We start from the raw sequence: 18,626 nt of genomic DNA, 5'->3' as shown, positions 1-18,626 counted from the left end.
TGCCGAGTCCGTTTTCGACCGTCCCTCTTTCGCTTCCCGAGGTGCCTCGCTCATGAGTGCCTCGTCCCTTCCACCCAGCGGCCTGGTCCGCATGAATCCGCCGGTGTTTTACTTCGCGGCGACCTTCATCCTGCTGTTCGGCCTGGCGGTGATCGCCATGCCCGAGCAGGCCGGAGCCTGGCTGCTGACGGCGCAGAACTGGGCGGCCAATACGGTCGGCTGGTATTACATGCTGGCGATGACCCTGTATCTGATCTTCGTGGTGGCCACTGCCTTGTCCGGCTACGGCAAGATCAAGCTGGGGGCTGACCACGACGAGCCTGAGTTCAGCTACCTGTCCTGGGCCGGCATGCTGTTCGCTGCCGGAATCAGCATTACGTTGTTTTTCTTCTGCGTCTCCGAGCCGCTGACCCACATGGTGCAGCCGCCCCAGGGTGAGGCCGGTACCGCTGATGCGGCGCGCCAGGCGATGCAGATCCTGTTTCTGCACTGGGGCCTGCACGGCTGGGGTGTGTTCGCTTTCGTCGGCATGGCCTTGGCGTACTTTGCCTATCGGCACAATTTGCCGCTGGCCTTGCGTTCGGCGCTGTACCCGCTGATCGGCAAACGCATCAATGGCCCCATCGGTTACGCGGTGGACGGCTTCGGCATCATTGCGACTGTGTTCGGTCTCGGCGCGGACATGGGCTTTGGTGTGTTGCACCTCAACTCTGGCCTCGATTACCTGTTCGGCATCGCTCACACCCAATGGATTCAAGTCGGCCTGATCGTGCTGATGATGGGGGCGGCGATCCTCGTGGCGGTGGCCGGCGTCGACAAGGGTGTGCGGGTCATGTCCGACATCAACATGCTGCTGGCCTGCGCGTTGCTGTTGTTTGTGCTGTTCGCCGGGCCCACCCAGCATTTGCTCAACACCTTGATCCAGAACCTGGGCGATTACCTCGGCGCTCTGCCGATGAAGAGTTTCGACCTGTACGCCTACAACAAACCCAGCGACTGGCTGGGCGGTTGGACAGTGTTTTACTGGGCCTGGTGGATCGCGTGGTCACCGTTCGTAGGGTTGTTCATCGCACGGATTTCCCGTGGCCGCACCATCCGCGAATTCGTCTTTGGCGTGCTGCTGATTCCCCTGGGGTTCACCCTGGCGTGGATGTCGATTTTCGGCAACAGCGCCATCGACCAGGTGTTGAACCATGGCATGAGTGCCCTGGGCATGTCCGCCGTGGAAAACCCGTCGATGAGCCTTTATCTGCTGCTGGAAACCTATCCGTGGAGCAAGACCGTCATTGCGGTCACCGTGTTCATCAGTTTCGTGTTCTTCGTCACCTCCGCCGATTCCGGCACTGTGGTGCTTTCGACGCTGTCGGCCAAGGGCGGTAACCCTGATGAAGACGGGCCCAAATGGCTGCGGGTGTTCTGGGGCGCGATGACCGCCCTGGTGACCAGCGCGTTGCTGTTCTCCGGCAGCATCGATGCCTTGAAGTCGGCCGTGGTGCTGACGTCCCTGCCGTTCTCGCTGATTCTGTTGCTGATGATGTGGGGCCTGCACAAGGCGTTCCACCTGGAGTCCCAGAAGCAGATCGCGCAATTGCATTCATTGGCGCCAGTGTCGGCTTCACGTCGGGGCACGGGCGGCTGGCGCCAGCGCTTGAGCCAGGCGGTGCATTTTCCGTCGCGCGACGAGGTGTACCGTTTCCTCGACACTACGGTGCGCCCGGCCATCGAAGAAGTGAAGGCGGTGTTCGTCGAGAAGGGCCTGACGGTGGTGACTCAGCCAGACCCGGCCAACGACAGCGTCAGCCTGGAAATCGGTCACGGTGAGCAGCATCCGTTCATCTACCAGGTGCAGATGCGCGGCTACTTCACCCCCTCCTTCGCCCGAGGCGGCATGGGTTCCAAGGAACTCAACAACCGTCGTTACTACCGTGCCGAAGTGCACTTGAGCGAAGGCAGCCAGGATTACGACCTGGTGGGCTATACCAAGGAGCAGGTCATCAACGACATCCTCGACCAGTACGAGCGGCACATGCAGTTTCTGCATTTGGTGCGCTGATCGGATTATCCCTCAGACAAGGCCGCCGTTGGCTCGCAGGATTTGCCCGTTCACCCAACCGGCGGCCGGGCTCACCAGGAAAGAGATGATGCTGGCGATGTCCTCCGGTTGGCCGAGGCGTTCCAGGGGCGGCATCTTGGCGTAGTTCTGGATCTGTTCCTCGCTTTTGCCGTGCCGGAACAGTTCGGTCTCGACCGGGCCGGGAGCGACGGCATTCACGGTGATCTGGCGGCCACGCAGCTCCTTGGCGAACACTTGGGTCAGGGATTCCACAGCGGCCTTGCTGGCGATGTACACCGAGTAGCCGGGCAGGTTCAGGCCAACGGTGCTGCTGGAAAAGTTCACGATCCGGCCACCATCGTTCAGCCGAGTTGCGGCCTCACGCAAGGTGTTGAAAGTGCCGCGGGTGTTGATGGCGAACGTCTGGTCGAACAGCTCGTCGCTGTGCTGCGCCAGGGGCATCACCTGGAGGATGCCGGCGTTGTTAATCAACACATCGGCCTTGCCCAACTGCGCTTCGGTCTCATCGAACATCCGGCGTACATCAGCAGCAGAGGAAACATCAGCCTTGACCGCTATGGCCTGGTGGCCGTCCTGGTGCAACTGGGCCACCAGCTTCGAGGCTTCGGTGGCACTGCTTGCGTAGTTGATGGCGACGGCAAAACCTTCGCTGGCCAATTGCTTGGCGATTTGGGCACCAATACCGCGAGAGGCGCCGGTCACGATGGCAACTTTGGATGCTTGAGTAGGCATGGTCGTGGTCCTTTGAAGTGGGTGTGTCATTGAGGCGTGACACCAGATTTACATGTTTACTCCCGGCGATAAATGCACGCGGCGTATCCTGCACCACCCATCGCGAGCACGCTTGCTCCCACAGTTACCATGCGAACTTTCGGCCGGATAGACGCGTCTGTGAGATGTTAGCTTCTGCCATCCGCATCTGCCGCCCGAACAGAGAGCCTTTCGATGACTTATACCGCTGCCGAAAACCGCTACGAGTCCATACCTTACCGCCGTGTCGGCCGTAGCGGGCTGGTGCTGCCCGCGCTGTCGCTGGGGTTGTGGCACAACTTTGGCGACAGCACGCCGATCAGCACTCAACGCGCGTTGCTGCGTACAGCGTTTGACCTGGGCATCAACCACTTTGACCTGGCGAACAACTATGGCCCGCCCTATGGCAGCGCCGAGATCAATTTTGGCCGGTTGCTGCGCGAAGATTTCAAGCAGTACCGCGACGAGTTGATCATTTCCAGCAAGGCCGGTTGGGACATGTGGCCCGGCCCTTACGGTCAGGGCGGCGGCTCGCGCAAGTATGTGCTGGCCAGCCTTGACCAGAGCCTGCAACGCCTGGGGCTGGACTATGTGGATATTTTCTATTCCCACCGCTTCGACCCCGACACCCCGCTGGAAGAAACCGCCAGCGCGCTGGCCACTGCCGTGCAACAAGGCAAGGCTTTGTACATCGGCATTTCTTCGTATTCCGGTGTGAAGACCCGGGAAATGGCCGCCTTGCTCAAAGAGTGGAAAATCCCGCTGCTGATCCACCAGCCGGCCTACAACCTGCTCAACCGGTGGGTGGAAAAAGACCTGCTGGAGGCCACCGACGAACTGGGTGCCGGCGTGATCGCCTTTACCCCGCTGGCCCAAGGCCTGTTGACCGACAAGTACCTCAAGGGCATTCCGGCCGATGCACGGGTCAACCGTCCGGGCGGTGGCTCGTTGCAAGCTTCGCACCTGTCGCAAGACAACCTCGCCCATGTACGCGCCCTCAATGACATCGCCCAGCGTCGCGGCCAAAGCCTGGCGCAAATGGCCCTGGCCTGGACCCTGCGCGATCCACGGGTAACCTCCGCCCTGATCGGCGCCAGCCGGCCGGAACAGATTATCGAAAACGTCGGGGCGCTGGAGAATCTGAGTTTCAGCGCTGAAGAACTGGCGGAAATCGATCGGTTTGCCCAAGAGGGTGGTATCAATCTTTGGGAGAAGCCTTCGTCGGCGCAGTAACGCCTTTTTGTGAATCAGCCGGCTGCAAGTGATGGCCGGCTGAACACAAATGGGCTCTCTCGTCAGAGGCGGGCGCCTAGTTACTGATCGCCAGAATGCTCGCCTGATACGAACCCACAAACACGTCGAAATCCCCCACTTCGCTCTGCTCCAGCTCAGCTTGCTGAACCAACGATTGGCGGGCGGTTTCTTCGAGCGTGGCCTGTTCCCGGGCAGGTAAAGGCTCGCTGCGGAAGAATTCGGCGTGGGCCTTGCTCTGGCGCAGGGAGAATTGAGCGAAGCTTTCCTGATGCTCGGCCATGGCGGCCAGCACTTGGGCGGATGGGGTCAGGGATGGGTCCCGAACCTTGGCCAGTTGCGCGTCCAATGCCTGGCGGTGAGCGTCGCTACCCTGGCTCTGGTCGAGCAGCGATGCCAACGGCGCGATCTTTTCCAGCAGTTCGACGGCCCACGCCTGCATGTCCACCGGCTGGCCCCGGCGCTGCAATTGCAGGCCCGGTCGTCGGCCTTCCTTGACTACAGTCAGGAAGTTGCTCGTGGCGTTGCCGCACTCGTTGTTTTCGAGCAGCGGGCTGTCGTTGAGGCCGCAATACAGCAGGAACGCATCGAGAAACCGCGACTCGGTGAGGTCGATGCCCATCGGCAGGAACGGGTTGATGTCCAGGCAGCGCACTTCAACGTACTGGATGCCCCGGGCCATCAGTGCCTGGATCGGGCGCTCGCCGGTGTAGGTCACGCGTTTGGGGCGGATGTTGGAGTAGTACTCGTTTTCGATCTGCAAAATGTTGGTGTTGAGCTGCACCCAGTCACCGTTCTGATGCGTGCCGACTTCAACGTAGGGCGCGTAGGGCGTTGCCACCGCTTTGCGCAGGCTGTCGGTGTAGCTCGCCAGGTCGTTGTAGCAAGGCGTCAGGCCAGCCTGGGCGTTGCTCTGGTAACCCAGGTCGCTCATGCGCAGGCTGGTGGCATACGGCAGGTACAAGGTGTCCGGGTCCAGTTGTTCCAACTGGTGCGGGCGGCCGCGCAGGAAGCCGGCGTCCAGGGCCGGCGAGGCGCCGAACAGGTACATCAGCAACCAACTGTAGCGACGGAAATTACGGATCAGCGCGATGTAGGCCGACGACTGGAAGTCACGGTCGCTCACTTCGGCGGCTTCGGCCTGGCGGAGCAGGGGCCAGAGCTTTTCCGGCAGGGAAAAGTTGTAGTGAATCCCGGCGATGCATTGCATGGTCTTGCCGTAGCGCAGGGCCAGGCCCTTGCGGTAGACGTACTTGAGCCGGCCGATGTTAGAAGTGCCGTAATACGCGATCGGAATGTTTTCTTCGGCCGGCAGCGGGCACGGCATCGAAGGACTCCACAGGTACTCGTCGCCGAGTTTGCTGTAGGCAAACCGGTGGATCTTGTCGAGGCTGCTCAGGGTGTCGGCGGGGTTGGCCAGGGCCGGAGTGATGAACTCCAGCAGCGACTCGGAATAGTCCGTAGTGATCTGTTCGTTGGTCAGCGCCGAACCCAGGGCCTTGGGATGCGGGGTCTGCGCCAGGCGCCCATTGTCCGTGACACGCAGGCATTCACGTTCGATGCCGTGCAGGCACTGCTCGAGCAGGGAGAGGTTGGCGCGCTCGCCGAGCAGGGCCAGGCGGCGGTTTAAAAGGTCGCTCAAGTTGAATTCCTTCACGCGTCAGTCGCCCCAATATGGGGGTGGGCAGGACGGTCTACAAGGGTGAAGTTAAAACTGGCGTTATCGCCTGGTTTTTGTGCTGCCAAGGGCAAGTCACCGCATCCCTCTGTGGGAGCGAGCCTGCTCGCGATAGCGGTGGAGCAGTCAATATCAAGTTAACTGACATACCGCTATCGCGAGCAGGCTCGCTCCCTCAAGGGGTTTGGACATCATATTCGCAGCGCCGAAATTAACTCAAATTGATGGCAGGGAGCTATAGGACAGCGAAGGTGCCTTGTGCTTTTGCGACCAGTTTGTCGCCTTGCATCACCTCGGCCTCAACCACCAGCGTGCGCCGGCCCGGGTGGATGACCCGGGCCGTGCACAGCACTTCACCATCGGATACGGCGCGAATGTAGTTGATCTTGCATTCGATGGTCGCGCTCTGTTGGTCAAAGCCGTGGACACTGGAACAGGCCAGTCCCATGGCGATGTCCACCAGGCTGAACAGCGCTCCGCCGTGCAGCTTGCCGCCACGATTGCGCAACGGCGGCTCAAGGCTCAGGGCGACTTGCGCCACCCCATCCTCGATGCTGTGCAAGCGGCAGCCGAGCAGCTTGAAAAACGCACTTTCCACCAACCCGGCTGGCGCGTCCATCAGCGTTTCTTCAACTGCTTGGCGTTGGCGAACAACGAGGCCATGGCATTGTTAGCCGGGGCTGCGGTAGCGGTTTCCTTGCGCGGCGCGGTGTTCTGCGTCTGGCGCGGTGTCGAGCCCGGACGAGCGCCACGAGCACCGTCGACTTTCTCGCCCGGCGTGTCGCTCATGCGCATCGACAGGCCGACGCGTTTGCGCGGGATGTCGACTTCCATGACCTTCACTTTCACCACATCACCGGCCTTCACGGCTTCGCGCGGGTCCTTGATGAACTTCTCCGACAGCGCCGAGATGTGCACCAGACCGTCCTGGTGCACACCGATGTCGACGAAGGCGCCGAAATTGGTGACGTTGGTCACCACGCCTTCGAGGATCATGCCGGGTTGCAGATCCTTGAGGTCTTCGACGCCGTCCTGGAATTCGGCGGTCTTGAACTCAGGACGCGGGTCGCGGCCGGGTTTCTCCAGTTCCTGGAGGATGTCGGTCACGGTGGGCAGGCCGAAGGTTTCGTCGGTGAATTTTTTCGGGTCCAGGCGCTTGAGGAACGCGGCGTCGCCGATCAGCGAACGGATGTCGCGGTCGGTCTGGGCGGCGATGCGTTGCACCAGCGGGTAGGCTTCGGGGTGGACGGCTGACGAATCCAGCGGATTCTCACCGTTCATGACGCGCAGGAAGCCGGCGGCCTGTTCGAAGGTTTTTTCACCCAGGCGCGGGACTTTTTTCAGCGCGGCGCGGGTCTTGAACGCACCGTGTTCGTCGCGGTGGGTGACGATATTCTGCGCCAGCGTGGCGTTGAGGCCCGAAATACGCGCCAACAGCGCCACCGAAGCGGTATTCACGTCCACCCCCACGGCGTTCACGCAATCCTCGACCACGGCGTCCAGGCCACGGGCCAGTTTCAACTGGGAAACGTCGTGCTGGTACTGGCCGACACCGATGGATTTCGGGTCGATCTTCACCAGTTCCGCCAGCGGATCCTGCAGGCGACGGGCAATGGACACCGCGCCACGGATCGACACGTCCAGGTCCGGGAATTCCTTGGAGGCCAGTTCAGAGGCCGAATATACGGAAGCGCCGGCTTCGGAAACCATGACCTTGGTCATCTTCATGGCTGGATATTTTTTGATCAGCTCGGCGGCCAGTTTGTCGGTCTCCCGGCTGGCGGTGCCGTTGCCGATGGCGATCAAGTCCACCGAATGCTTGGCACACAGGGCGGCGAGCACAGCGAGGGTCTGGTCCCACTTATTGTGCGGTACGTGAGGGTAGACCGTGGCGTGGTCCAGCAACTTGCCGGTGGAGTCCACCACCGCCACCTTGCAACCGGTGCGCAGGCCCGGGTCCAGGCCCAGGGTGGCGCGCGGGCCGGCCGGTGCGGCCAGCAGCAGGTCGTGCAGGTTGTGGGCGAACACGTTGATCGCCTCGGTCTCGGCGTTGTCGCGCAACTCGCCCAGCAGGTCGGTTTCCAGATGGGTGTACAGCTTGACCTTCCAGGTCCAGCGCACCACTTCGGCCAGCCATTTGTCGGCGGCGCGGTTCTGGTTCTGGATGCCGAACTGCTGGCCGATCATGCCTTCGCACGGGTGCATGGTGCCGGGCAGCTCATCGCCGACCTTCAGCGCGGAGCTGAGAATGCCTTCGTTGCGACCACGGAAAATCGCCAGGGCGCGGTGGGACGGCATGCTCTTGAGCGGTTCGTCGTGTTCGAAGTAGTCACGGAATTTCGCGCCTTCCTCTTCTTTGCCGGCAATCACGCGGGCACTGAGGGTGGCTTCCTGCTTGAGGTAATTGCGCAGTTTTTCCAGCAAGTTCGCGTCTTCGGCGAAGCGCTCCATGAGGATGTACTTGGCGCCTTCCAGTGCAGCCTTCACGTCGGCCACGCCTTTTTCGGCATCGACGAAACGCGCGGCTTCGGTTTCCGGGGCCAGGGTCGGGTCGTTGAACAGGCCGTCGGCCAGCTCGCCGAGGCCGGCTTCCAGGGCGATCTGGCCCTTAGTGCGGCGTTTTTGCTTGTAAGGCAGGTACAAGTCTTCGAGGCGGGTCTTGGTGTCGGCCAGCTTGATGTCGCGCTCAAGTTGCGGGGTCAGCTTGCCCTGCTCCTGGATGCTGGCCAGGATGCTGATGCGCCGTTCGTCGAGTTCTCGCAGGTAGCGCAGGCGCTCTTCCAGATGACGCAATTGAATGTCATCGAGGCTGCCGGTCACTTCTTTCCGGTAACGGGCGATGAAAGGCACCGTGGAGCCTTCATCGAGTAGCGCGACGGCCGCTTCGACCTGTTGTGGGCGTACGCCGAGTTCCTCGGCGATGCGGCTGTTGATGCTGTCCATAAAACCACCTGACAAATTGTGAAATCAGGCTCGCCGCCGCACAAGCAGGGTTCGGCGAGACTGGTTGAGCGGCCTGGCGTGCGCCGCTGCCTGGGTCAAAAGGCTGCCTGTTGACCCGCGAAATTCAAAAAGTGCTGCCTGCCCAAGGGAAAAAATGGGTGCGCCGGGGAGTACGATCCGACAACTCCTGGCACAAAAGGCCGCGCATTATAACCAGCGTTCTGTCCTTAGGGGGGTCGTGGTCTGTAGGCTCGATACCCGGATTTGTGGAGATAGAGGAAAAATCTGCTAACAATGCACACGGTGCGTATAACGGCAGCTAGGCCATAATGCGCGCCGAGATCAAAGGAGCTTCCTATGAGCAGCACTGCACAAACTGCTGAAGGCGAAAAAATTCTTATTGTTGACGACGATCCGGGGCTGAGCAGCCTGCTGGAGCGTTTTTTCGTCAGCAAGGGCTACCGCGCCCGTACCGTACCGAACACCGAGCAAATGGATCGGCTGCTGGCCCGTGAAGTCTTCAACCTGGTGGTACTCGACCTGATGTTGCCTGGCGAAGACGGCCTGACGGCCTGCCGCCGCCTGCGTGGCGCCAACAATCAGATCCCGATCATCATGCTGACCGCCAAGGGCGACGAGCTGAGCCGTATCAAGGGCCTCGAACTGGGCGCCGACGATTACCTGGCCAAGCCGTTCAACCCGGACGAGCTGATGGCCCGGGTCAAGGCGGTACTGCGTCGTCAGTCGGCCCCGGTGCCTGGCGCGCCGGGTAGCGAAGATGAAAGCGTGACCTTCGGCGACTACGAACTGTCCCTGGCCACTCGCGAGCTCAAGCGCGGCAATGAGATCCACATGCTCACCACCGGTGAGTTTGCCGTGCTCAAGGCCCTGGTGATGAACGCTCGCCAGCCGCTGACTCGCGACAAGCTTATGAACCTGGCCCGTGGCCGTGAATGGGATGCGCTGGAGCGCTCCATCGACGTGCAGATTTCCCGTCTGCGCCGGATGATCGAACCCGATCCTTCCAAGCCGCGTTATATCCAGACCGTCTGGGGCGTGGGGTATGTATTCGTGCCGGATGGCGCCGCCAGCAAGTGATCGGCGATTTGTAGGAGCGGGTGGCCTGGTGGGGTGAATGTTTTCTTCCAGGCGACTCGCGGTCCGTCATTGTGCGAGCATCGCTCGCTCCTGCAAGTATTTAGCGGTTATTCATGAAAACCCCCGTTTGGTTTCCCCAGAGTTTCTTCTCCCGCACCCTCTGGCTGGTGCTGATCGTCGTGCTCTTTTCCAAGGCACTGACGCTGGTTTACCTGCTGATGAACGAAGACGTGCTGGTGGATCGGCAGTACAGTCACGGCGTGGCCTTGACCCTGCGCGCCTATTGGGCTGCCGACGAAACCAATCGAACGAAAATCGCTGAAGCGGCGACGCTGATCCGGGTTGTCGGTGCCGGTGTGCCGGAAGGCGAGCAGCACTGGCCTTACAGCGAGATTTATCAACGGCAGATGCAGGCTGAACTTGGCGCTGACACCGAGGTGCGATTGCGCATGCACTCGCCTCCGGCGTTGTGGGTGCGTGCTCCGAGTTTGGGGGATGGTTGGCTGAAAGTGCCGTTGTACCCTCATCCGCTGCGCGGCCAGAAAATCTGGAATGTGCTCGGCTGGTTCCTGGCCATTGGCCTGTTATCGACGGCTTCGGCGTGGATCTTCGTCAGCCAGCTCAACCAGCCGTTGAAACGCCTGGTCTACGCTGCCCGGGAACTGGGCCAGGGCCGCAGCGTGCGGCTACCCATCAGCGACACGCCCAGCGAGATGACCGAGGTCTACCGCGCCTTCAACCAGATGGCCGAGGACGTCGAGCAGGCCGGGCGCGAGCGTGAACTGATGCTCGCTGGCGTCTCCCATGACCTGCGCACACCGCTGACCCGGCTGCGGCTGTCACTGGAGTTGATGGGTGAGCACACCGACCTGACCGACGATATGGTCCGCGACATCGAGGACATGGACGCGATTCTCGACCAGTTCCTGGCGTTCATTCGCGACGGTCGTGACGAGTCTGTGGAGGAAGTGGACCTCAGCGAGCTGGTACGGGAAGTGGCGGCACCCTATAACCAGAATGACGAAAAAGTGCACCTGCGCCTGGAACCGATCCAGCCGTTCCCGCTGCGCCGGGTGTCGATGAAGCGTTTGCTGAATAACCTGATCGGCAATGCCCTGAACCACGCAGGCACCGGCGTCGAGGTGGCGGCCTATGTCTCCGGTGACACTAGCGCACCCTATGTCGTGTTGAGCGTCATGGACCGTGGCGCTGGCATCGATCCGTCCGAACTGGAGGCTATTTTCAACCCCTTCACCCGGGGCGATCGCGCCCGGGGCGGAAAGGGTACCGGGCTGGGCTTGGCCATTGTCAAACGCATCGCCTCCATGCACGGCGGCAACGTCGAACTGCGCAATCGCGTTGGTGGTGGGCTGGAAGCACGGGTGCGGTTGCCACTGGGGTTGATGCTGCCCAGGGATGCGGTGTAGGGGCAGCTACAAGCCGCAAGCTTCAAGCTGCAAGTTAGAAGCGGCTTGGCTTGCAGCTTAAAACTTGCGGCTTGCAGCTGCTTCTCAGCCTTTGCCTTTGGTCCGGGTCATGTTCGGCCCGCCATTCTTTTCCAGGTGTTCGATGATGATCCCCGCCACGTTCTTGCTGGTGGTGGTCTCGATCCCTTCCAGGCCCGGCGAGGAGTTGACTTCCATCACCAGCGGCCCGTGATTGGAGCGCAGGATGTCCACGCCGGCCACGGCCAGCCCCATGACTTTTGCGGCGCGCAGGGCGGTCATGCGTTCTTCCGGGGTGATCTTGATCAGGCTGGCGCTGCCGCCGCGATGCAGGTTGGAACGAAATTCCCCGGGTTTGGCCTGGCGCTTCATCGAGGCGATCACCTTGTCGCCGACCACAAAGCAACGAATGTCTGCGCCGCCGGCTTCCTTGATGTATTCCTGAACCATGATGTTCTGCTTCAGGCCCATGAATGCCTCGATCACCGACTCCGCCGCCGTCGCGGTTTCACACAAGACCACGCCGATGCCCTGGGTACCTTCCAGCACTTTGATCACCAGCGGCGCGCCGTTGACCATCGCGATCAGGTCGGGGATGTCGTCGGGCGAGTGAGCAAAGCCGGTCACCGGCAGGCCGATGCCGCGACGTGACAGCAACTGCAGCGAGCGCAGCTTGTCCCGGGAGCGGGCGATGGCCACGGATTCGTTGAGGGGAAAGACCCCCATCATTTCAAACTGACGCAACACCGCGCAGCCATAGAACGTCACCGATGCGCCGATGCGCGGGATCACCGCATCGAAGCCTTCCAGCGGTTGGCCACGGTAGTGGATCTGCGGCTTGTGGCTGGCAATGTTCATGTAGGCGCGCAGGGTGTCGATCACCACCATTTCATGGCCACGTTCGATGCCGGCTTCAACCAGGCGACGAGTGGAATACAGACGCGGATTACGCGACAGCACAGCGATCTTCATGCAACACCTGTGGCAGAGGTAGTGGACACCGGGAACGCCGGTTTGTCTTGAACGTATTTGATACCTGGATTGACCACCAACTGGCCGTCGATCAAGGCTTTGGAACCCAATAGCAGGCGATATCGCATGGATTTGCGGCAGGCAAGAGTGAACTCGACCCGCCAGATCCGATCACCCAGTGCCAGCGTGGTGCTGATCACGTAACGGATTTGAGCGTGGCCGTTGGAGCTCTTTATCGTCTTGCGCGCCACCAGGGGGGCCTCGCAGCGGCGATGGCGCAACTGCACCACCGTGCCCAGGTGCGCGGTGAAACGCACCCACTTTTCGCCATCGCGCTCGAACGGCTCGATGTCGGTGGCGTGCAGGCTGGAGGTGCTGGCACCGGTGTCAATTTTTGCCCGCAGGCCCGCGACTCCCAGATCCGGGAGCGCCACCCACTCGCGCAGACCGACAACGGTCAAATGGTCAAAAGTCTTCAATAAAAAAACCTGCGATCAGTACATCGGATCGTGGACTCCGCGAATCGCGGTATTCACGCAGAATAATCACAAAATGGCGACAGTTATCTACACACCTGTTTGTGTTTGTAACTTTCGATACCGCCAACCCCATGCCATGCCGGTGAGGTCGGTCCGGCGGGCATTCTATCTGTCGGACCGGATTCGTGCGCCCGACAAAAACGGTAGTACAGTTCTGACTATTGGCAGAAAGAGGAATTGCAGTGGCACAAAAAAAGGAAGAGGACGACAAGATCCGTCTCGATAAATGGTTGTGGGCGGCGCGATTTTATAAGACGCGCGCCCTTGCCAAGACCGCCATCGAAAGCGGCAAAGTCCATCACCGAGGTGAACGTTGCAAACCGGGCAAGGAGCCACGTATCGGCGATGAATTTGTCATCCGAGCGGGGTTCGATGAAAAGACCGTGGTTGTCGAAGCGCTGTCGATCGTGCGTCGCGGCGCGCCAGAGGCGCAGACGTTGTATCGTGAAAGCGAAGCCAGCATCGCCAAGCGCGAAGCCGCAGCCGCCCAACGCAAGGCCGGCGCCCTGGGTGTAAGCACCGATGGCAAGCCGAGCAAGAAGCAGCGCCGGGATCTGTTCAAGTTTCATGGCAGTAATAGCGAATAAAGGATTGCCGGCCTGAAGTTCGGGGGCCTGTGGCGGGGGAGCAAGCTCCCTTGCCACGATGTATCCCGAACCTTCTGGGCAGACAATCCCTCGCCTTGCTTGGAACCGACCCTGAATGTCCATAAAATGCCCGCCATCAATTGTCATCACCTCAGATACCAGACCCTATGACTGATTTACCGGATACCGACTACACCCAGCGTTTCATCTTCGATGACAGCGACGCCCGTGGCGAGCTGGTAGCGTTGGAGCGTAGCTACGCCGAAGTCCTCGCCAAGCACCCCTATCCGGAGCCGGTCGCGCAACTGCTCGGCGAACTGATGGCGGCGGCGGCCCTGCTGGTCGGCACTCTGAAGTTCGATGGCTTGCTGATTCTCCAGGCCCGTTCCGAAGGCCCGGTGCCGCTGCTGATGATCGAGTGCTCCAGCGAGCGCGAGATCCGTGGCCTGGCCCGCTATCACGCCGAGCAGATCGCGCCCGACGCGACCTTGGCTGACATGATGCCAAGCGGCGTGCTGGCCCTGACGGTCGACCCAACCCAAGGCAATCGCTACCAGGGCATTGTCGATCTCGACGGCGCGACCCTGGCCGAATGTTTCACCAACTACTTCGTCATGTCCCAGCAGACCAACACCCGCTTCTGGCTCTACGCCGACGGGCGGCGTGCCCGTGGTCTACTGCTGCAACAATTGCCGGCCGATCGCATTCGCGACTTGGAAGAGCGTGACGCCAGCTGGCAGCACGTCACCGCCCTGGCCAGCACCCTGAGCGCCGATGAACTGCTGAGCCTGGACAACGAAACCGTGCTGCATCGCCTCTACCACGAAGAGCAGGTACGCCTGTTCGACGGCCAGATGTTGCGCTTCCAATGCAGTTGCTCTCGTGAACGATCCGGCAATGCGCTTGTCAGTCTGGGTCTGGAAGATGCGCAGCAATTGGTGATCGAGCATGGCGGTGCCATCGAGGTCGATTGTCAGTTTTGCAACGAACGCTACCTGTTCGACGCGGCGGATATTGCGCAATTGTTCGCCGGTGCGGGTGTCGACACACCGTCAGATACTCGTCACTAAAACGATTCAGCGCAGGTAAATTACCTGGCAAACGCCGGATTTACGCCGTACTGACGGGAGGGCCCTACTTTTTTTGGGCTTTTCTGGCATAATCCGGCCCACTTTTTTCGGGTAGTAGTGCGCGACTTTCTACTACAAAACGTTTGGAGCACTCGGCCACGGGCCGACGGGGAATCTCATGACGCAAGCCAATAACGCCGTGTACACCGATCTGAGTGTCGATGATCTGGTCAAAGAAGCCCTGAGTCGCGGTGAAGGCGAGCTTGCCGATACCGGTGCGCTGGTTGTTCGTACCGGTCATCGTACCGGCCGCTCGCCAGTCGACCGTTTCATTGTAGAAGAGCCGACCACCCAGAACGCAGTTGCCTGGGGTCCGGTCAACCGCAAATTCCCGGCCGACAAGTTCGATGCCTTGTGGAACCGCGTTGAAGCCTACCTGGGCGAGCGCGAGCGTTTTGTGTCCCACGTGCATGTAGGTTCCGACCCTGCGCACTACCTGCCGGTCAAGATGACCACCGAGACTGCCTGGCACAACCTGTTCGGCCGTTGCCTGTTCATCAACCCCGAGCAGTACAACGACGGCGGCAAGGATGAATGGCAGGTCCTCAACGCGCCGAACTTCGTTTGCGAGCCAGCACGCGATGGGACTAATTCCGACGGCACTGTGATCCTCAACTTCGCGGCCAAAAAAGTGCTGATCGCCGGCATGCGTTACGCCGGTGAAATGAAGAAAGCCCTGTTTTCCGTCCAGAACTTCCTGCTGCCAGCCGTTGACGTGCTGCCGATGCATTGCGCTGCCAACATGGGCGAAGAGGGCGATGTGACCCTGTTCTTCGGCCTGTCGGGCACCGGTAAAACCACCCTGTCCGCCGATGAAAGCCGTTACCTGATCGGCGACGACGAACACGGCTGGGGCGTGGGCGTGGTTTTCAACATCGAAGGCGGTTGCTATGCCAAGTGCATCGACCTGTCCGAGAAGAACGAGCCGGTCATCTGGAAAGCCATCCAGCACGGCGCCGTACTGGAAAACGTCGTCCTGGATCCGGTCACCAAGAAAGCCGACTACGCCGATGACAGCCTGACCCAGAACAGCCGCGCCGCTTACCCGCGTGAGTTGATCGAAAAACGCGCACCGAAAAACCTCGGTGGCGAGCCAAACGCCGTGATCTTCCTGACTTGCGACCTGACCGGCGTGCTGCCGCCCGTGTCGATCCTCAGCGAAGAGCAAGCTGCCTACCACTTCCTGTCCGGCTACACCGCTTTGGTGGGCTCGACTGAAATGGGGTCGGGCAGCGGCATCAAGTCGACCTTCTCCACCTGCTTCGGCGCTCCGTTCTTCCCGCGCCCTGCCGGCGAATACGCTGAACTGCTGATCAAGCGTATCCGTGGCTTCGGTTCCAAGGTTTACCTGGTCAACACCGGTTGGACCGGTGGCGGCTACGGTGTCGGCAAGCGCTTCAACATCCCGACCACCCGTGCGTTGATCGCTGCAATCCAGAGCGGCGCGCTGATCGGCGCTGAAACCGAACACCTGGACATCATCAACCTGGACGTGCCACTGGTTGTTCCGGGCGTTGAGACTGGCCTGTTGAACCCACGCAACACCTGGGCCGACAAAGCTGCATACGACGAAGCTGCCAAGGCATTGGCCGGCTTGTTCACCGAGAACTTCAAGAAGTTCGAAGTGAGCGACGCGATCAAGGCCGCTGGGCCGCAGCTGTAAGGCTCGGTTAGGAAATAAAAAAGCCGCCCTTTTTAGGGCGGTTTTTTTATGAGTTACTATTTGTGTGAAAGCTGAAATGCGGACGCCATATTGTCCTGCTCACGCCTCGATAGCCCCAATGCTCCAGCCAGTACAGGCCATTGGCTAACCACCTCTTGGAATTGCGCAATGGTCTCCTGCGCATCCGTTTGACTGACCCGAAAATACTCAGCCACCTCCAGTGCGAGTTCCAGATCCAGGGCATTGTCAGCATCGGTGATGTTGAGTTTCAGTCCATCGGCGTGTGGCACCGGGTTCATGTCGTAGGCGGCGGACAGGCGCCATCCTCGACCTGGGTCAAGGATAAAACCGTGGTTGCGCAGATGGTCGTCGGTATTGGAGATCAGGATGTTGAACACAATCCGAGACCACAACTCACGTAGGTCCGCTTTGGCTTGCGAGCCATGTCTTATCAGGACCTCCGCCAGCTCTAGATAACTGGCGCCCGTCGAAGCATCGTCACCGTCGATTCTGTCGGTCATGGTCATGGCTCAGGCGAAGTGCAGCCGGCCGCCCCGTTCTGTGCGGTCAAAGCGCTTGACCATGAAGCAGTGATGATCGCTCGCATAACGTCGAGCTAGACCGTTAGCGACCCGTAATCCACAGTGATTGGCCAGGGCGTTTACCACCATTTCCCAGCCGCCGACATCGTAGTCATCGCGAGTGCTTGGGAACTTGGCTATCCACAGATGCCCATGTTCATCTGCGACGCTGGCCTTCGGTCTGGATCCCCCGAGTGAACCACCAGGCGCGATCAGCATTCTCAGCCACTCTCGGCCATTGAGCGATGTGTTGTCTGGATCATTCTCCAGGGCTCGACTCGCCTGCTCCAAAGCGCGCAACTCGAAAAAAGGGGGAGCTGCCACACCGTCGAGGTCATCGAGAAAGTTGCCTTCATCGTTGAGCTTGTATCGGATCGCGCCGACTCGATAGAGGTCATGTACCCCTAAAAGATAGTCGGACTCGTACAGCTTGCTGTCTCTGGGAAGCAATCCGTCCCGAATGTCTCGCTCCAATCGCCGCTTCATCAGCAGTTGCCCCCAGCGATCAGGGCTCGAATCGGCGAACACGCCAAAGCGGGTCTGGCGTTGGCCAGGAAACTGACGACCTTCAAAGAGCCTGATGCGAGGATCCAGGGGGGTGAAGCTCAACTCCGGATCGGACAGCGCGGCTGCGTCATACTCAAACTCGAACACATTGCTGGAGCGAGTTTTCCTCGCATGCAGGAAGCCAAGGCGTCTCGGACCACCCAGCGACTCCCAGTCGGCATACACAGCAATCAACGTCATTGTTCACCCGTCGAAGGTTTGGGATTTTTTTTCTTGCTCAACAAATTGGAAAGGGAGTGGGTATTGAAAGGAAAGTCAGCAGAAACCTCAGACATTTGACTGTTGCTCTCAATCACGTCTATTTTCTGGTCTTGGTCTCCAGGGGCGCTTTTTAAGGAGGTTGCCCTGCGGACTCGCGGACCTCTGCCGGTTACTGTGCTTGCTGAAGGGAGCAGTTGAGCATCCTGCAGCTGCCTTCCGATTTCATCGGCTGCTGCGAGTTTGTTCAAATCTCGCTCCAGACCCAACACCTGCATGACCGACAGGTAAGCGCCGATGGTGACTCCCGCGCCGCCTGACTCCAAGGAGCGCAAGGTTGTCAGGGACATGCCTGATCTCTCTGCGACTTGCTTGGCCGTCAGCTTGCGGCGTAGCCGGGCAAGCTTCAGCCGCTCGCCGAACGTGGACAGTAGCTTGGATGAGGCGGGTAAGAGAGGCGCTGTTTTCTTGGCCATATGCCAATATTCCTTCATTTTTCAGCATTAACTGCCAAAATATTAGCACTTATGTTGAGGCGCGACGCTCTGATTTGAGAATTCAAGGGCTGTGATTTTTACGATATGCCGCTTGTGTTAAATAACTGGACTGCCATTATTTCATCTGAAATCGATGTAAACAGCCAGAATAATGCCACTTAAGGCGTCCCGGTCGGCTAAGCCCCTTCCACCTCCAGCGTGTTCCATCGCTGTGCCTTGATTGCCTTGTAGAGCATGCCGATGGTCAGCGGAACCTTGTTGCCACGGCCCTTGGCCCTGCGCTTTTGAAACACATCAAATCCTTCCGGCTGAAAATAGCGGTAAGCGTCGTAGTCGACGAGGTTGATGGCGAACCGCTCCTCCAGCGTCTCCATCAGATGCCGGGCATCCGAGCCATCGCAGCCCAGGTCGAGATTGATCGCGGTGCTCAGGCGGATCGTCTTGCGATCAGGCAGGCCGATTTCTTCGTGGAGCAGTTCCATGAGTTGGCGCATGGCGTGGTCGTCGGGAAAATCTGAGGCGAGGTGCATGGCGAAGTGTCCGGGATGATGGGGCGCGTCTGTACGGGGAAAGTTTAGGGTGAAATCGTTGCCCATAGGAAAAAGAAGAAAGGTCTCACGACAGTTTCGGAACCGTCTGGTAAGCGCTCCTTT

General features: G+C 60.1%; 15 protein-coding genes and 1 pseudogene. 7 read left to right on the top strand and 9 right to left on the bottom strand.

Annotated features, from left to right (window positions below; translation table 11 throughout):
• Positions 1–91 precede the first annotated feature (91 nt).
• Positions 92–2,053, top strand: a complete 1,962-nt coding sequence (betT, locus tag ACA047_RS28175) for a choline transporter BetT (protein ID WP_497360576.1) — start codon at positions 92–94, stop codon at positions 2,051–2,053.
• A 12-nt stretch (positions 2,054–2,065) separates the two neighbouring features.
• Here the strand turns inward: betT and ACA047_RS28170 are convergent, their stop codons facing one another.
• A complete protein-coding gene (locus ACA047_RS28170) occupies positions 2,066–2,806 on the bottom strand; it encodes an SDR family oxidoreductase (RefSeq protein WP_497355044.1) in 741 nt (246 codons plus the stop codon).
• A gap of 213 nt (positions 2,807–3,019) precedes the next feature.
• On the opposite strand from ACA047_RS28170, the gene mgrA reads away from it, so the two are divergent.
• A complete protein-coding gene (gene mgrA / locus ACA047_RS28165; protein WP_497355042.1) occupies positions 3,020–4,057 on the top strand; it encodes an L-glyceraldehyde 3-phosphate reductase in 1,038 nt (345 codons plus the stop codon).
• A gap of 76 nt (positions 4,058–4,133) precedes the next feature.
• Here the strand turns inward: mgrA and gshA are convergent, their stop codons facing one another.
• From gshA to ACA047_RS28150, 3 genes are all read right to left on the bottom strand, one after another.
• A complete protein-coding gene (gshA, locus tag ACA047_RS28160) occupies positions 4,134–5,717 on the bottom strand; it encodes a glutamate--cysteine ligase (RefSeq protein WP_497355040.1) in 1,584 nt (527 codons plus the stop codon).
• A gap of 271 nt (positions 5,718–5,988) precedes the next feature.
• Positions 5,989–6,372, bottom strand: coding sequence for a PaaI family thioesterase (locus tag ACA047_RS28155; protein WP_497355038.1), 384 nt, complete (start codon positions 6,370–6,372; stop codon positions 5,989–5,991).
• On the bottom strand, positions 6,372–8,696 hold the full coding sequence (locus ACA047_RS28150) for a Tex family protein (RefSeq protein ID WP_497355036.1): 2,325 nt from the start codon (positions 8,694–8,696) through the stop codon (positions 6,372–6,374). The genes ACA047_RS28155 and ACA047_RS28150 overlap by 1 nt, the downstream gene beginning before the upstream one ends.
• A 357-nt stretch (positions 8,697–9,053) precedes the next feature.
• On the opposite strand from ACA047_RS28150, the gene ompR reads away from it, so the two are divergent.
• Complete coding sequence (gene ompR, locus ACA047_RS28145) at positions 9,054–9,794, top strand: osmolarity response regulator transcription factor OmpR (RefSeq protein WP_003186825.1); 741 nt, start codon at positions 9,054–9,056, stop codon at positions 9,792–9,794.
• Between the two features lie 113 nt (positions 9,795–9,907).
• Positions 9,908–11,221 carry an ATP-binding protein gene (locus ACA047_RS28140; protein WP_497355033.1) on the top strand — a complete coding sequence of 438 codons (1,314 nt, stop codon included), beginning with the start codon at positions 9,908–9,910 and terminating at the stop codon, positions 11,219–11,221.
• Positions 11,222–11,305: 84 nt separating this feature from the next.
• Here ACA047_RS28140 and rimK read toward each other — a convergent pair whose 3' ends face one another.
• Together rimK and rimB are read right to left on the bottom strand one after the other, a co-directional pair.
• Positions 11,306–12,211, bottom strand: a complete 906-nt coding sequence (rimK, locus tag ACA047_RS28135) for a 30S ribosomal protein S6--L-glutamate ligase (protein WP_497355031.1) — start codon at positions 12,209–12,211, stop codon at positions 11,306–11,308.
• A complete protein-coding gene (gene rimB, locus ACA047_RS28130; RefSeq protein WP_497355029.1) occupies positions 12,208–12,690 on the bottom strand; it encodes a retropepsin-like aspartic endopeptidase RimB in 483 nt (160 codons plus the stop codon). The genes rimK and rimB overlap by 4 nt, the downstream gene beginning before the upstream one ends.
• Before the next feature lie 242 nt (positions 12,691–12,932).
• Here rimB and ACA047_RS28125 point away from each other — a divergent pair, with 242 nt between their 5' ends.
• The 3 genes from ACA047_RS28125 (at position 12,933) to ACA047_RS28115 (ending at position 16,130) form a co-directional block, all read left to right on the top strand.
• Entirely contained in the window at positions 12,933–13,337 is a 405-nt protein-coding gene (locus tag ACA047_RS28125) for an RNA-binding S4 domain-containing protein (protein WP_497355027.1), read from the top strand.
• Between the two features lie 167 nt (positions 13,338–13,504).
• Complete coding sequence (gene hslO, locus ACA047_RS28120) at positions 13,505–14,407, top strand: Hsp33 family molecular chaperone HslO (RefSeq protein WP_497355025.1); 903 nt, start codon at positions 13,505–13,507, stop codon at positions 14,405–14,407.
• A 178-nt stretch (positions 14,408–14,585) separates the two neighbouring features.
• Positions 14,586–16,130 carry a phosphoenolpyruvate carboxykinase gene (locus ACA047_RS28115; protein ID WP_497355023.1) on the top strand — a complete coding sequence of 515 codons (1,545 nt, stop codon included), beginning with the start codon at positions 14,586–14,588 and terminating at the stop codon, positions 16,128–16,130.
• A 56-nt stretch (positions 16,131–16,186) separates the two neighbouring features.
• Here ACA047_RS28115 and ACA047_RS28110 read toward each other — a convergent pair.
• From ACA047_RS28110 to ACA047_RS28100, 3 genes and pseudogenes are all read right to left on the bottom strand, one after another.
• Positions 16,187–17,458 (bottom strand): annotated as a pseudogene (locus ACA047_RS28110) (type II toxin-antitoxin system HipA family toxin).
• Complete coding sequence (locus ACA047_RS28105; RefSeq protein ID WP_497355021.1) at positions 17,455–17,952, bottom strand: helix-turn-helix domain-containing protein; 498 nt, start codon at positions 17,950–17,952, stop codon at positions 17,455–17,457. Before ACA047_RS28105 ends, ACA047_RS28110 begins: the two are co-directional and overlap by 4 nt.
• A 197-nt stretch (positions 17,953–18,149) precedes the next feature.
• The gene (locus tag ACA047_RS28100) at positions 18,150–18,503 is read right to left on the bottom strand and encodes a DUF1493 family protein (protein WP_497355019.1); all 354 of its coding nucleotides are present in this window, start codon (positions 18,501–18,503) and stop codon (positions 18,150–18,152) included.
• Between the last annotated feature and the right edge of the window lie 123 nt (positions 18,504–18,626).

It is taken from the genome of Pseudomonas sp. LBUM1664, from assembly GCF_059695895.1.
The sequence above is the reverse complement of the archived record's forward strand: the minus strand, read 5'-3'. Positions and strand labels throughout refer to the sequence as shown.

What these genes read in the sequence shown, in the direction of transcription:
- ompR (WP_003186825.1), top strand. Translation starts at nt 9,054, where the DNA reads ATGAGCAGCACTGCACAAACTGCTGAAGGCGAAAAAATTCTTATTGTT.
- ACA047_RS28155 (WP_497355038.1), bottom strand. Translation starts at nt 6,372, where the DNA reads ATGGACGCGCCAGCCGGGTTGGTGGAAAGTGCGTTTTTCAAGCTGCTC.
- ACA047_RS28140 (WP_497355033.1), top strand. Translation starts at nt 9,908, where the DNA reads ATGAAAACCCCCGTTTGGTTTCCCCAGAGTTTCTTCTCCCGCACCCTC.
- ACA047_RS28105 (WP_497355021.1), bottom strand. Translation starts at nt 17,952, where the DNA reads ATGGCCAAGAAAACAGCGCCTCTCTTACCCGCCTCATCCAAGCTACTG.
- hslO (WP_497355025.1), top strand. Translation starts at nt 13,505, where the DNA reads ATGACTGATTTACCGGATACCGACTACACCCAGCGTTTCATCTTCGAT.
- mgrA (WP_497355042.1), top strand. Translation starts at nt 3,020, where the DNA reads ATGACTTATACCGCTGCCGAAAACCGCTACGAGTCCATACCTTACCGC.
- ACA047_RS28115 (WP_497355023.1), top strand. Translation starts at nt 14,586, where the DNA reads ATGACGCAAGCCAATAACGCCGTGTACACCGATCTGAGTGTCGATGAT.
- ACA047_RS28150 (WP_497355036.1), bottom strand. Translation starts at nt 8,696, where the DNA reads ATGGACAGCATCAACAGCCGCATCGCCGAGGAACTCGGCGTACGCCCA.
- rimK (WP_497355031.1), bottom strand. Translation starts at nt 12,211, where the DNA reads ATGAAGATCGCTGTGCTGTCGCGTAATCCGCGTCTGTATTCCACTCGT.
- ACA047_RS28100 (WP_497355019.1), bottom strand. Translation starts at nt 18,503, where the DNA reads ATGCACCTCGCCTCAGATTTTCCCGACGACCACGCCATGCGCCAACTC.
- ACA047_RS28170 (WP_497355044.1), bottom strand. Translation starts at nt 2,806, where the DNA reads ATGCCTACTCAAGCATCCAAAGTTGCCATCGTGACCGGCGCCTCTCGC.
- betT (WP_497360576.1), top strand. Translation starts at nt 92, where the DNA reads ATGAATCCGCCGGTGTTTTACTTCGCGGCGACCTTCATCCTGCTGTTC.